12 protein-coding genes are annotated in these 12,296 nt (G+C 72.5%); 6 read left to right on the top strand and 6 right to left on the bottom strand.

Annotated features, from left to right (window positions below; translation table 11 throughout):
• Positions 1 to 229: 229 nt before the first annotated feature.
• The 4 genes from mptB to FHX81_RS06285 are packed head-to-tail and all read left to right on the top strand — an operon-like array spanning position 230 to position 5,418.
• Positions 230 to 1,906, top strand: coding sequence for a polyprenol phosphomannose-dependent alpha 1,6 mannosyltransferase MptB (gene mptB, locus FHX81_RS06300; protein WP_141975945.1), 1,677 nt, complete (start codon positions 230 to 232; stop codon positions 1,904 to 1,906).
• Complete coding sequence (locus FHX81_RS06295) at positions 1,899 to 3,143, top strand: mannosyltransferase (protein ID WP_246107658.1); 1,245 nt, start codon at positions 1,899 to 1,901, stop codon at positions 3,141 to 3,143. Before mptB ends, FHX81_RS06295 begins: the two co-directional genes overlap by 8 nt.
• 16 nt (positions 3,144 to 3,159) lie before the next feature.
• Positions 3,160 to 4,407 (top strand): glycosyltransferase 87 family protein, encoded by a 1,248-nt coding sequence (locus FHX81_RS06290; protein WP_141975943.1) that lies wholly within the window; start codon positions 3,160 to 3,162, stop codon positions 4,405 to 4,407.
• Between the two features lie 9 nt (positions 4,408 to 4,416).
• A complete protein-coding gene (locus tag FHX81_RS06285) occupies positions 4,417 to 5,418 on the top strand; it encodes an MBL fold metallo-hydrolase (protein ID WP_141975941.1) in 1,002 nt (333 codons plus the stop codon).
• Here the strand turns inward: FHX81_RS06285 and FHX81_RS06280 are convergent.
• Genes FHX81_RS06280 through FHX81_RS06265 form a run of 4 tightly spaced genes read right to left on the bottom strand, consistent with a single transcriptional unit; the run spans position 5,411 to position 9,292 of the window.
• On the bottom strand, positions 5,411 to 6,166 hold the full coding sequence (locus FHX81_RS06280) for an alpha/beta fold hydrolase (RefSeq protein WP_141975939.1): 756 nt from the start codon (positions 6,164 to 6,166) through the stop codon (positions 5,411 to 5,413). The two genes, FHX81_RS06285 and FHX81_RS06280, sit on opposite strands and share 8 nt — an antisense overlap.
• Positions 6,167 to 6,174: 8 nt before the next feature.
• On the bottom strand, positions 6,175 to 6,612 hold the full coding sequence (locus FHX81_RS06275; RefSeq protein WP_141975936.1) for a response regulator: 438 nt from the start codon (positions 6,610 to 6,612) through the stop codon (positions 6,175 to 6,177).
• Entirely contained in the window at positions 6,609 to 8,102 is a 1,494-nt protein-coding gene (locus tag FHX81_RS06270; protein ID WP_141975934.1) for a sensor histidine kinase, read from the bottom strand. The genes FHX81_RS06275 and FHX81_RS06270 overlap by 4 nt, the downstream gene beginning before the upstream one ends.
• A complete protein-coding gene (locus tag FHX81_RS06265) occupies positions 8,102 to 9,292 on the bottom strand; it encodes a PP2C family protein-serine/threonine phosphatase (protein WP_141975932.1) in 1,191 nt (396 codons plus the stop codon). The genes FHX81_RS06270 and FHX81_RS06265 overlap by 1 nt, the downstream gene beginning before the upstream one ends.
• A 110-nt stretch (positions 9,293 to 9,402) precedes the next feature.
• Here FHX81_RS06265 and FHX81_RS06260 point away from each other — a divergent pair, with 110 nt between their 5' ends.
• On the top strand, positions 9,403 to 10,104 hold the full coding sequence (locus FHX81_RS06260; RefSeq protein WP_141983769.1) for a lysophospholipid acyltransferase family protein: 702 nt from the start codon (positions 9,403 to 9,405) through the stop codon (positions 10,102 to 10,104).
• Between the two features lie 4 nt (positions 10,105 to 10,108).
• Here FHX81_RS06260 and FHX81_RS06255 read toward each other — a convergent pair whose 3' ends face one another.
• Positions 10,109 to 10,561 (bottom strand): YkvA family protein, encoded by a 453-nt coding sequence (locus FHX81_RS06255; RefSeq protein ID WP_141975930.1) that lies wholly within the window; start codon positions 10,559 to 10,561, stop codon positions 10,109 to 10,111.
• A gap of 86 nt (positions 10,562 to 10,647) precedes the next feature.
• Here FHX81_RS06255 and FHX81_RS06250 point away from each other — a divergent pair, with 86 nt between their 5' ends.
• The gene (locus tag FHX81_RS06250) at positions 10,648 to 11,376 is read left to right on the top strand and encodes a hypothetical protein (protein ID WP_141975928.1); all 729 of its coding nucleotides are present in this window, start codon (positions 10,648 to 10,650) and stop codon (positions 11,374 to 11,376) included.
• A gap of 176 nt (positions 11,377 to 11,552) precedes the next feature.
• Here the strand turns inward: FHX81_RS06250 and FHX81_RS06245 are convergent, their stop codons facing one another.
• Positions 11,553 to 12,275, bottom strand: coding sequence for a D-Ala-D-Ala carboxypeptidase family metallohydrolase (locus FHX81_RS06245; protein ID WP_141975926.1), 723 nt, complete (start codon positions 12,273 to 12,275; stop codon positions 11,553 to 11,555).
• Between the last annotated feature and the right edge of the window lie 21 nt (positions 12,276 to 12,296).

The following is a 12,296-nucleotide window of genomic DNA, read 5'->3' as shown; positions in this document are numbered from 1 at the left end:
GCCATCGTGGTTGCCCGTTCGTGTGAATCATCACAAAGCGGGGTAACAACACGGCTAAGTAGGCGGCTTTTGGTCAACAGTGGTAGCTGATCGTGTCAACATTACCGATCGTGGCCTCATTCGTCCTTGATCCCCGCCATGATGGTGATGTCGTCGGCAGCAGACGCGGTCGACGGGGACGAGGACCGAACACGAGACCGATGAGGTGGGCCTGGCTGTGACCGCTGAGGTGAGCGGAAGTAGCGCGCGGACGGACGGCCCGGCTCGCCAGGCCGGCACGTGGGCGGCGGTCCTCCGGCAGGTCCCCCCGAAGGTGCTGCGCCTGGGCGCGCTCGGCGGCCTGCTGATCACGGTCGGCGGGATCGGCGCCGGCGCGGTGCTGCGGCGCGACCCGCTGCTGAGCGGCACGATCCTCAACGCGGTGCGGTACGGCCACGGCCGCGACCTCGCCACCGCCGTGGTGTTCGCCGGCGTGGCGCTGCTGGTCTACTCGTGGGTCCGGCTGGGCCGGATGGTGCGCGCGGGCGAGGTCGGCGGGCGCGGCGTGGTGCTGGCCGCCGCCGCCTGGACCGCACCCATGATCATCGCGCCGCCGCTCTACAGCCGCGACGTCTACAGCTACCTGGCGCAGGGCGCGGTCCTGCTGCGCGGGTACGACCCGTACACGACCGGCGCGTCCGCGCTGCCCCTGCCGCTGGGCGGGAACGTCGCCTCGCTGTGGCAGGACACGCCGTCGCCGTACGGGCCGCTGTTCCTCATGCTGGCCAAGTACACGGTCGCGATCACGGGCGACAACGTGATCATCGGCGCGGTCCTCATGCGACTCGCGGTGCTCGGCGGGCTGGTGCTGCTCGCGTGGGCGATGCCCGGGCTGGCCCGGCACCTGGGCGGGCGCACGTCGATCGCGCTGTGGCTGACCGTGGCGAACCCGTTCGTGCTCGCGGTCGGCATCGGCGGCGCGCACAACGACATCCTGATGGTCGGCCTGATGGCGGTCGGCGTGCTGTTCGTGCTGGACGGCAAGCACGTGCGCGGCATCGCGGTGATCGCGCTGGCGACCGCGGTGAAGGCGACCGCCGTCCTGGTGGTGCCGTTCCTGGTGTGGGTGTGGGTGGCGCGGCTGTCCGGCCCGGCTCGGCAGCGGTTCCTCCAGGCCTGCGCGGTCGGCGGTGTCGCGTTCGCGGCCGTCTTCGCGCTGTCCACGATCGTCGCCGGGGTCGACCTCGGCTGGATCAACGTGCTGCAGAGCCAGACGCCGCTGCTGACGTGGATGTCGCTGCCCTGCGCCGTCGCCGAGCTGCTGTACCACTCGGTCGGGCGGCACGTCCCGGGCGCCACCTACGAGGGCTTCCTCGGCTTCTTCCGGTCGGCCGGCGTGTACGTGCTGGCCGCCGTGCTGGTGCGCCAGTGGTGGCTCGCGCGGGCGGGCGGCGTGGACGCCGTGCGCCGCGCCGCGATCGCCCTGCTGGCCGCGTCCGTGCTCGCACCGTCCGTGCTCCCGTGGTACTTCACCTGGGCCTTGGCGCTCGCCGCCGCGTTCGCGTGGCAGGACAGGTGGCTCGCCGCCGCGGCCGGCTTCTCGGTGTGGATGGTCCTCGTCACGCTCCCCGACGGCACGATCGTCGCCCGGTGGCACTATGGTTCGGCGAACCCCGTCATCTGGTGGTCCTACCTGGCCGTCACCGTCCTGATCGGCGTGTGGGTGGGCCGCGCCCTCCTGGCCCGGCGGCCGGTGTGGTCGCTGGTCAAGGAGCTGAAGGCGCGGGCGAACGACGCCGACCGGCCGACGCGGGTCGGCGAGCAGGCGCCGCCCGAGGCCGGGCCGGCGCCGCGGCCGGTCGAGGGCGACGAGGTGGCGGGCGAGCAGGACACGTCCGGGAAGCAGCGCGGGAGCACGGGTGGTTGAGCGGTTCGAACAGCGGGTGCTGAGGTTCGCGCCGCTGGTGTTGTGCCTGTCGCTGGGCTGGTACTTCTGGCGGCTCGGCGCGCCGACCGGCTGGGGCATGATCGACCTCAAGGTCTACTGGACCCTCGCGCCGAACCTGCTGACCGACCAGCTCTACACGATCGACATGCCGTTCACGGCCGACTTCCCGCTGCCGTTCACCTACCCGCCGTTCGCGGCCGTGGTGTTCCTGCCGCTGTCCTGGCTGCCGTGGGTGGCCGCGCGGATCGCGTGGCAGGTCCTGTCGCTGGTGTGCCTCTGGTGGCTGGTGCGCACGGCGCTGGCGCTGGTCGCGACCAGGTCGGGGGAGCGGTTCGACGGCACCTGGTCGCGCCGGGCGCTGCTGTGGACGGCGCTGGCGCTGTGGTGCGAGCCGGTGCGCAAGACCCTCGACTTCGGGCAGATCAACCTGGTGCTGATCGCCGGCACGTTCGCCGCCGTGGTCGCCACCCGGCACCTGGTGGCGGGGTTCGGTGTCGGTGTCGCGGCGGGCCTGAAGCTGACCCCGGCGATCTCGGTGCTGTACTTCCTGGTGACGCGCCGGTTCAAGGCCGCGCTGTGGACGGCGGTCGGGTTCGGGTTCACCGTGGCCGTCGGGTTCGCCGCGTCGGCGTCGGACTCGTGGCGCTACTGGTTCGAGCTGCTCGGCGCGGCCGACCGGGTCGGGCCGGTGGGGTCGGCGATCAACCAGTCGCTGCGGGGCGCGTTGTCCCGGACGTTGGGCCACGACGTCGGGATGACGTGGCCGTGGCTGCTCGCGGTCGCCGTGTCGGCCGTGCTGACCGGGTTCGCGCTGCGGGCCGCCGTGCGCGCCGGTGACGCGCTGGCCACGGTGGTCGCCGTGCAGCTGTTCGGGTTGCTGCTCTCGCCGATCTCCTGGAGCCACCACTGGGTGTGGGTGATCCCGCTGGTGCTGTGGGCCGTCTACGGCGCGCGCCGCACGTGGCCGGTGACAGCCGTCGCCGCCGCGTGGGTCGTGGTGACCGGCGCGGACCTGATCACGTTCCTGATCGACCAGCAGCCGAGCATCTGGGAGATCCCCCGGCCGTGGCCGCTGGCCGCGTTGGGCTGGTGCTACCCGCTGCTGGGGCTGCTGACCCTCGCGGTGATGCCGGCGGCGGTGCGCGCCGAGGGTCGCCGGCCGGCCGGCGCGCCGCGCACGACGACGTCGACGAAGGCCGAGCCCAGTGTCCCCTGAACCGTCGTCGTCCGTCGTGCGCCTGCTGGGGAACGCGGAGCGGTGGCTGCTGGTCGCCGCGCCGGTGCTGCTGGTGGTGTCGATCCTGGGCCGCACCTGGACGATCGTCACCGGGTTCGGCAACGAGACGATCGACCTGTACGTGTACTGGGCGCTCGCGCCGCACGTGCTCTCCGGCGACCTCTACGACGTCACCTCGCCGAACTCGCCGCCGGACTTCCCGCTGCCGTTCACCTACCCGCCGTTCGGCGCGCTGGTGTTCCTGCCGATGACGTGGCTGCCGTGGGTCGCCGCCCAGTGGGTGCTGAGGCTGCTGTCGGGGCTGTGCCTGTACTGGATGGTGCGGGTCGCGTTGCGCCTGGTGGCCGGCGAGGGCTGGACGGCGGACGCGGCGCTGTGGCGGCGTCGGGCGCTGCTGTGGACCGCCGTGCTGCTGTGGCTGCAACCGGTGGTGCACACGTTCGACTTCGGGCAGGTGAACCTGCTGCTGGCGGCGGTGGTGCTGGGCGCGATGACGGCCCGGGACGCGCGGCTCGCGGGCACGGGGATCGGCCTGGCGGCGGGCGTGAAGCTGGTGCCCGCGATCTCCGGGCTGTACTTCCTGGCCACGCGCCGGTTCGCGGCGGCGGTGTGGTCGGTGGTGGCGTTCGCGGTGAGCGTCGGTCTGGGCTTCCTGGCGGACCCCGCGCAGGCCAGGCACTACTGGTTCGAGCTGCTCGGCGCGGCCGACCGGGTCGGTCCGATCGCCACCGCGCACAACCAGTCGTTGCGCGGCGCGTTGTCGCGGACGCTGGGCTACGACGTCGAGATGACGTGGCCGTGGGTGGTGGCGGTGCTCGTGTCGGTCGTGCTCGCGGGCTTCGCGCTGCGGGCGGCGGTGCGCGCGGGTGACGTGCTGATCGGCGTGCTGGTCGTGCAGGTGCTGGGGTTGTTGCTGTCGCCGATCTCGTGGGACCACCACTGGGTGTGGATCGCGCCGCTGCTGATCTGGCTCGTGCACACCCGGATCGCGCGGTGGGCCAAGGGCGTGCTGCTGGTGCTGTGGTGCCCGGTCATGTTCTGGGACGTGATCGCGTTCCAGCTCGACCGGCAGCCCACGATCTGGACGATCCCGAGGCCGGGGTGGCTGTCCGCGATCGGCTGGGCGTACCCGGCGTTGGCGCTGCTCACGCTGCTGGTGGTCCCGTTCGTGGTGCGGGCGGCGGCCGGGCGCGAACCCGCGGGCGCCACCCGGACCGGCCAGGCCGAGGTTACCGGCAAGTAGTATCCGGGGATGGAGTGGACCGAACCCGGAGTCTTCGAGGTCGCGCCCGGTGTGCACCGGATTCCGCTGCCCTTGCCCAACGACGGGCTGCACACCGTCAACGTGTACGCGATCGAGGACGGCGACGGCCTCGTCCTGGTCGACTCCGGCTGGGCGCTGGAGGCGGGCGAGACGGCGCTGGAGTCGGCGCTGGGGACGCTGGGTCACGGCTTCGAGGACGTGCGCCGCTTCCTGGTCACCCACGTGCACCGCGACCACTACACGATGGCCGTGGCCCTGCGCCGCCGGTTCGGCACGAAGATCGCGCTGGGCGCGGGGGAGCAGCCGTCGCTGGCGAAGGTCATCGGTCGCCGCCGTGACGGCTTCCGCGATTTGACCGGGTGGGGCGCGCCGCACCTGGCCGAGCGGTGGCGCGCCGTGGTGGAGTCGATCGGCGAGGCCGAGCTGCGCGACTACGAGGAGCCCGACGAGTGGCTCCACGACTCCGAGCTGGCCCTGGAGAAGCGGGTGTTGCGGGTCCTGCCGACGCCCGGCCACACGCGCGGCCACGTCGTGTTCGTGGACGTCGACTCGTCGTTGCTGTTCGCGGGCGATCACGTGCTGCCGCACATCACCCCGTCGATCGGCTTCGAACCCGCCCGGCCCGCGCTGCCGCTGGGCGACTACCTGGACTCGCTGCGCCTGGTCCGCGAGTTCCCGGACCTGCGGCTGCTGCCCGCCCACGGCCCCGTCACCGAGTCGAGCCACGCCAGGGTGGACGCGCTGCTCGCGCACCACGAAGACCGCTTGGCGGCCACGCTGGACGCCGTGCGCGCGGGCACCGGCACGGCGTTCGAGACCGCGCGCGGGCTGGGCTGGACGCGCCGCAACCGGCCCTTCGCCGACCTCGACCTGTTCAACCAGGTGCTGGCCACGGGTGAGACGGCCGCGCACCTCGACGTGCTGGTGCACCGCGGTCTGCTCACCGCCGTCGCGGACGCCGACGGCGTGGTGGGGTACTCGGTCAGCTGAAGTGCTCGGCGAGCGCGCCGGCGAGCACGTTCGGCGCGACGCCGTGCCAGTCACCGTCCAGGGTCCGGCGGCGGGCGTTCGGCAGGCGTTCGGCCACGCCGTCGGCCCACCCGCGCAGGCGTTCGTCGCTGCCCCTGCTGTCCAGCACGAGCGTCGGCGCGGTGATCGAGCCCAGGTCCGGCACGGTGGCGGTGATGGTGAGGTCGTAGGCGGTGGTGTGGGCCATCGCCTCCAGCGCGGGCCAGCCCGGTGACTGCCGGATGCCGGTGGTGAACTCCTCCGGTATGCCGCACGCGACCTGGAACCGGATCACCGCGTCACCCCGGCGACCGGCGGCGACCAGCGCGGTGATCTCGTCCCGGGGGTCGGGTCCGGACGGCGCCTCGAACGACAGCGGCGGCTCCAGCAGCGTCAACGCCCGGATCGGCACCCCGGCCGCGGCCGCGTGCAGGGCGAGCACCGCGCCGGAGGAGAACCCGTGCACGAACGCCGAGCCGCCCGCCGCCTCCACGACCGCCGCCAGGTCCTCCACCTCGCGCTCGACGGCGTACGGGCCGCGGTCGGTGCTCTCGCCCCGGCCGCGCCGGTCGTAGGTGTAGGCGGTGTACCCGGTCAGGGCCTCGGCGACCGCGGGCATCGGGCCGCCGCCCCGGAAGCAGCACGCGGCGTCCACCAGCACCACGGCCGGGCCCTCGCCGACCCGCGAGTAGCCGATCGTCGTGCCGTCCCGCGAAGTCACCGTGCTCATGACGATTCCTAGCGGGGCAGCTTCACCACGGTCACGAAGAAGTCGTCGATCTGCCGCACGACCTCGATGAACCGGTCGAAGTCGACCGGCTTGGTGACGTAGGCGTTGGCGTGCAGGTTGTAGCTGCGCAGGATGTCCTCCTCGGCCTCCGACGTGGTCAGCACCACCACCGGGATGGTCCGCAGCGTCTCGTCCGCCTTGATGTCGGCCAGCACCTCGCGGCCGTCCATCTTCGGCAGGTTGAGGTCGAGCAGGATCAGCCCCGGCCGCGGCGCGTCGGCGTACTGGCCCTCGCGGCGCAGGAACTCCAGCGCCTCGACGCCGTCGCGCACCACGTGCAGCTGGTTGCGGATCTTGTGGTGCTCGAACGCCTCCTGCGTCATCAACGCGTCGCCGGGGTCGTCTTCCACCAGCAGGACGTCGATCACGTTCAGCGGGTTGCTCATTGCTCGTCGTCCTCTACAGCGGGCAGCGTGAACTTGAAGGTGGTGCCGGGGCCGGTTCCGCTGGTGTCCAGCCAGATCGTGCCGCCGTGGTACTCGATGATCTTCCGGCACATGGCCAGACCGATGCCGGTGCCGGGGTAGTCGTCCTTGTGGTGCAGGCGCTGGAAGATCACGAAGATCCGTTCAGCGTACTCGGTGTCGATGCCGATACCGTTGTCGCTGACGGTGAACGTCCAGAATTCGCCCGTCCGCTCCACGTCGACCCGCACGTGGGGCGGCTGCTCGCCGTGGAACTTCAGCGCGTTGCTGATCAGGTTGCCGAACACGCCGCCCAGCAGCGACTCCTCGCCGCGCACCGTGGGCAGGTCGGCGACCTCGACGGTGGCGCCGGTCCGCTCGACCACCTCGGAGTAGTTGTCCAGCACCTGGGCGACCAGCTCGTCGCAGTCCACCAGGGTCTGCTCGCGGGTGATGCGGCCGACCCGGGAGAACGCCAGCAGGTCGTTGATCAGCACCTGCATCCGCTTCGCACCGTCCACGGCGAACTGCAGGTACTGCTCTCCGCGCTCGTCGAGCTGGCCGGAATAGCGCCGCTCCAGCAGCTGGCAGAAGCTCGCCACCTTCCGCAGCGGCTCCTGCAGGTCGTGCGAGGCGACGTAGGCGAACTGCTCCAGCTCGGAGTTCGACCGCCGCAGGTCCTCCAGGTCGGAGAGGATGCGCACGCGCATGGTCTCGACGTCCTGGCCGAGCATCACGGTCTCCTTCGGCCCGGCCGCCTCGACCGCGTGCGCGTAGTCGCCGGACGACACCTGCCGCACGTCCGCGGCCAGCCCGCTCAGCGGCGCGATCACGATCCGGTACAGCACCACCGCCACCCCGGCGATGATCAGCACCAGCAGCGCGCCCAGCCCGCCCAGCAGCCACAGCTGCGACCTGGCCACGCGGTCCAGCTCGCGCCGGGCGTCCACGGCCGCTTGGTCGAGCTTGTCGCCCAGTGCGTCCGCGGCGGCCCGGACCCGGTCGAACAGCAGCTTGCCGCGTGCGGCCTCGGCCAGCGTCACCTGCGGCTGGCCGGCCTGCCGCACCTTCTCGATCAGCGGCTCGGCGTAGTTCCGCCGCCAGTCCGCCGCCAGCCGGTCGAGCTCGTCGAGGTCGCCGGCGAGGTCCGGTCGGGTGGAGCGGAGCAGGTCGCCGGCCTGGGCCTCGGCCCGGTGCTCGGCCTCCTGCCCGTCGTTGTAGGGCCTGAGGAAGTCGGGGTTCGCGGTGAGCACGTACCCGCGCACGCCGCTCTCCTGGTCGATCAACGCGGTGTCCACGTCGCGCACCAGGCTGCGAGCCGGCAGGGTCTGGTCCAGCAGCACCACGCGGGCCCGCGTGAGGCCCGCCATGGACAGGCCCAGGCCGCCGATGGAGCCCGCGCACACGAGGATGAGGATGGCCACGGCCGCGATCAGCAGCCGGCTCGCGGGCCAGCGGGTGCGGTAGTCCATCAGGCGCGGTCCGAGATCAGCAGCACGGCCATGTCGTCGTCCAGCTCCCCGCCGTTGAGTTCCTTGACCCGGCTGATCAAGTCGTTGAGCAGCGTCTTCGGTGTGCCCGCCCAGTCGGGCCTGGCGCGGGTGATCTCGCCGATGAGGTCGATCAGCCGTTCCGAGCCCAACCGCTCGGTGTCGCCGTGCACCCGGCCCTCGACCAGGCCGTCGGTGTAGAGCAGCATCGACCAGCCCGGCGGCAGCGGCACGTCCAGGCCGCTCCACGTGCTGTCCGGCAGCACGCCGAGCGGCAGCCCGGCCCGGTCGCGGGGCAGTTCCACCACCCGGTCCCCGACCAGCAGCATGGGTTCGGGGTGCCCGGCCAGGTACACCCGCGCCCACCGGCGGTCCGGCGAGATCGTGACCATGCACGCGGTGGTGAACAGGCCGGGCTGGTGGCGTTCGTGCTCCAGGATCTGGTGCAGCGTGCGCAGCACCCGCGACGGCTCCTGGTCGGCCAGCACCAGCGCCCGCCACGCGATGCGCAGCAGCACGCCGATCGCCGCCTCGTCCGGGCCGTGCCCGCACACGTCGCCGATCAGCAGTTGCAGCGTGCCGTCCGGGGTGCGGACCACGTCGTAGAAGTCGCCGCCGAGCTGCATCCGGCTACCGCCGGGTCGGTAGCTGACCTCCCAGTGGATGTCCTCGCCGTGCATGATCGGCGAGGGCAGCAGGCCGCGTTCGAGGCGGGTCTTCTCCGCCGCGAGCAGTTGCTCGTCGCGCAGTTGGCGCTGGGTCTCCTCGACCCGCTTGCGGCCGACCGCGTAGCGGATGCTGCGGGCCAGGCCCACGCCGTCCACCTGACCCTTGACCAGGTAGTCCTCCGCGCCCTGGGCCACCGCCTGGGTGCCCTGGTGCTCGTCGTTGAGGCCGGTGAGCACGATGATCGCCACCGGGGCCGGGTTGGCGAGCAGCCTGGTCAGGCCGTCGAGGCCGGTCGTGTCGGGCAGGCCGAGGTCGAGCAGCACGCAGTCCGCCCGGGCCAGCAGGCCCTCGGCTTCGCGCAGGGTCCGCGCCCGGTGCAGGGCGACGTCCGCCTCCACCTCGTCCAGCAGGGCTTCGACCAGCACGGCGTCGCCCTCGTCGTCTTCGACGAGGAGCACGTTGATCCGGTTCGCCGCGGCCCGCGGTGGGGGTAGCCCTGCCACGGGGGAGGAGATTAGTCGAACTCGATCAGGACGGGGCCACGGCGGTGCGGTGGGGCGCGGTGACGGCCCCGCGGGGCATGACCGAAGATCCTGCTGTGACGTTCTCCCAGATGGTGGCGCTGACGACCCGTTTGCCCCGGCGGGGCCGCGGTTTCTGGTACTCCGTGGCGATCGACCTGCTGTGGCCGCTGGTGGTGCTGTTCGTGCGGATGCGGATGGCGGGCCGGACGAACATCCCCCGACAGGGTGCGGTGCTGCTCGCGTCCAACCACCTGTCGTTCGCCGACCCGGTGACGTTGACCGCGTTCGCGCTGGCCTCCGGCCGGGTGCCGCGGTACCTGGCGAAGGCGAGCCTGTGGCGCGCCCCGGTCATCGGGTGGGTGATGTCGTCGGGGCGGCACATCCCGGTCGACCGCGACAGCGTGCGGGCCGGCAAGGCGCTCGACAGCGCGCGCACGTCGCTGGACGCGGGGGAGTGCGTGATTGTCTACCCCGAGGGCACGTTCACCAACGACCCGGACGGCTGGCCCATGCGCGGCAAGAACGGCGTCGCGCGGCTGGCGCTGGCGACCCGCACGCCCGTCGTGCCGGTGGCGCAGTGGGGCACCCGGGAACTCCTGCCGCCGGGGAGGTTCCTGCCCCGGCCGTGGCGGAAGGTGACGGTGGTGGCGGGCACGGAGGTCGACCTGTCCGACCTGTACGGGCTGGAGCCGACGAAGTCGGTGCTGGACGAGGCGACCGCGCGGATCATGGGCGCGGTGACCGCGCTGCTCACCGAGGTGCGCGAGCTGCCGCACCCCGGCGGCCGGTGACGCGTCAGCCCGTCTTCTTGACCTTGCGCTCGCGTTCCCAGCGCAGGTACTGGCCGGTGACGGTGGAGACGCTGGTGAGCAGCCACACGGCCACGCCCGCGTCGTCGGTGACGCCGATCAGCGGCAGCAGTTCGGGCAGCAGGTCGACCGGGGAGACCAGGTAGACCACGGCGAACGCCCACGTGGCCAGGGTGGAGGTGGGCAGGCCGTAGGCCTTGCGCTCGCGCAGCAGCCGGGGCAGCGCCTTGGCCCGGTCGATGACGTTGCCGACCGGGCGGGGTTCGCCGTTGCGCTCCCAGCGCCGCCGCCGGCGCACGACCCACAGCACACCGGCCGCCACGCCCAGCACCACCAGGCCACCGCCGGCGACGGCGGGCGGCAGGCCGATCAGGTCGTCGTCACGCCACAGCAGCGTGCTCAGCCCGAGCAGGGTGAAGACCACGCTGAGGAAGATCACGGGTCCATGGTAGTGGCGGCGGGGTGCTCGTGCGGGCGGAGCGCTACCGTGGCGATCGAGCGACCCCGTGAGTACCGATGCGCGCCGTGACCGCCGCCCGACGCAAGCCGCCGCGGCGCGGACCGGCGCTGCGGCTGCCCTTCGCCGCCCACATCGCGCTGTGGCTGGTGCTGGGCGTCACGGTGGCCGCGCTGACGGCGTGGGTGCTGTGGCTGCTGCTGGGGCAACCCACCTTGCGCCCGGCCGGCTCCGGACCCGCGACGAGCCAGGAGAAGTTCGACGGGCTCAAGATCGCGTTGACCGTCGTCGGCGGCGTCGGCGATGTCATCGCGCTGACCGCCGCGTACCGGAAACAACGGCTCGGCGAGGCCGCGGAACGCCGTGAGGACACCAAGGCGCACACGGACCGCTTCTCCAAGGCCTCCGAGCTGATCGGCTCGTCCCAGGCCGCGGTCCGCCTGGCCGGGGTCTACGCCATGGCCGCCCTCGCCGACGACTGGGACGAGCACCGGCAGATGTGCGTCGACGTGCTGTGCGCCTACCCACCGCGTCCCGCCACCCCCGCTCCGACCCCGCTCCGACCCCGCCCGAGGAGCGGCAGGTCCTCCACACCGTCATCCGCGCACCTGCGGCCGGACGCGCCGGTGCCGTGGCACGGGCGCACGTTCGACTTCACCGGCGCCACGTTCGACGGCGGTGACCTGAGCGGGATCCACGTCGGGCCGGACACGCGGCTGATCTTCGACGACGCGACGTTCGCCGGCGGCGCGGTGGACTTCCCGGCCGGGTTCATCGGCACGCGGTCGGCCGGCTGACCGCGCGCCGAAGGGCACCGCGGGCCGCGGGTGGCTGGTGCGGCTCACCCGCGGCCCGCGGTCCTCTCGCGGATCCCGCCGCGTGAAGGGGTGGCGCCGCGGGATCCGGGAACCGGCCGTCCGCGGGTCGAGGGGTGCACCCGCGGGCGGCCGGAGGAAGCGCCCTGGTGGATCGGTCAGATGCCGCAGGACGAGGCCGACCAGAAGCGGCTGCCCCGGTGGTCGACGTGGGTGTGGTCGCCGTGACCCGGGTAGCCCGGCCCGAGGATGCCGTTGAAGCCGTGGTTGCGGGCCTGCTGCGCCATGCGGCACAACGTGTGCGAGCCCACGCCCAGGTCGACGCCGTCGCCGTAGAGGTGCCGTGAGTCGGACGCGCCGCCAACGGCGTTGTTGCACGCGACGCTGCGGAACCCGCTGGTGACCCGGATGGGCTGGTCGCCGAGCGCGTGCCGCATCGCCTGGAGCTTCCACATCGACACCAAGGCGTTGAACCTCGCCGTCGCCGCCGACACCCTGCCGCCGGACCAGTCGGAGTTGCAGTTGTTCAACTCGCCGTAGGTGAAGTTGACCGGTGTGCAGTCGTCGTCTTGCAGGGCGTAGAGACGCGAGTACGTGGCGCTGCCCGCCACCCCGTCCGCCGACAGGCCGTAGGCCTGCTGGAAGCGCACGAGGGCCGACCGCGTGGCCGGGCCGAAGGAGCCGTCGAGGGAGAGCACGGCGCCGTAGCCCGGGTAGCCGGACAGGCGGATCTGCAACTGCCGCACGTCCTCACCGGACGCGCCCTGGGACAGGGTTCGGTTCCACGTGTAGCAGCCGTCGGCTTGCGCCGTGCCACCACCCGTCACGAGCACCACGGCGACGAGTGCCAGCGATGCCAGGTAGGAAACTAGTCGGAGCACAGGGACCTCCAGACCGGGTTG

The sequence above is a fragment of the Saccharothrix saharensis genome (assembly GCF_006716745.1).
Taxonomy (GTDB): Bacteria; Actinomycetota; Actinomycetes; order Mycobacteriales; family Pseudonocardiaceae; genus Actinosynnema; species Actinosynnema saharense.
This window is presented reverse-complemented; position numbering and strand designations above follow the sequence as displayed.

Excerpts from the sequence above, each read along its gene's own strand:
- FHX81_RS06285 (WP_141975941.1), top strand. The coding sequence starts at position 4,417 with ATGGAGTGGACCGAACCCGGAGTCTTCGAGGTCGCGCCCGGTGTGCAC.
- FHX81_RS06280 (WP_141975939.1), bottom strand. The coding sequence starts at position 6,166 with ATGAGCACGGTGACTTCGCGGGACGGCACGACGATCGGCTACTCGCGG.
- FHX81_RS06275 (WP_141975936.1), bottom strand. The coding sequence starts at position 6,612 with ATGAGCAACCCGCTGAACGTGATCGACGTCCTGCTGGTGGAAGACGAC.
- FHX81_RS06270 (WP_141975934.1), bottom strand. The coding sequence starts at position 8,102 with ATGGACTACCGCACCCGCTGGCCCGCGAGCCGGCTGCTGATCGCGGCC.
- FHX81_RS06260 (WP_141983769.1), top strand. The coding sequence starts at position 9,403 with ATGGTGGCGCTGACGACCCGTTTGCCCCGGCGGGGCCGCGGTTTCTGG.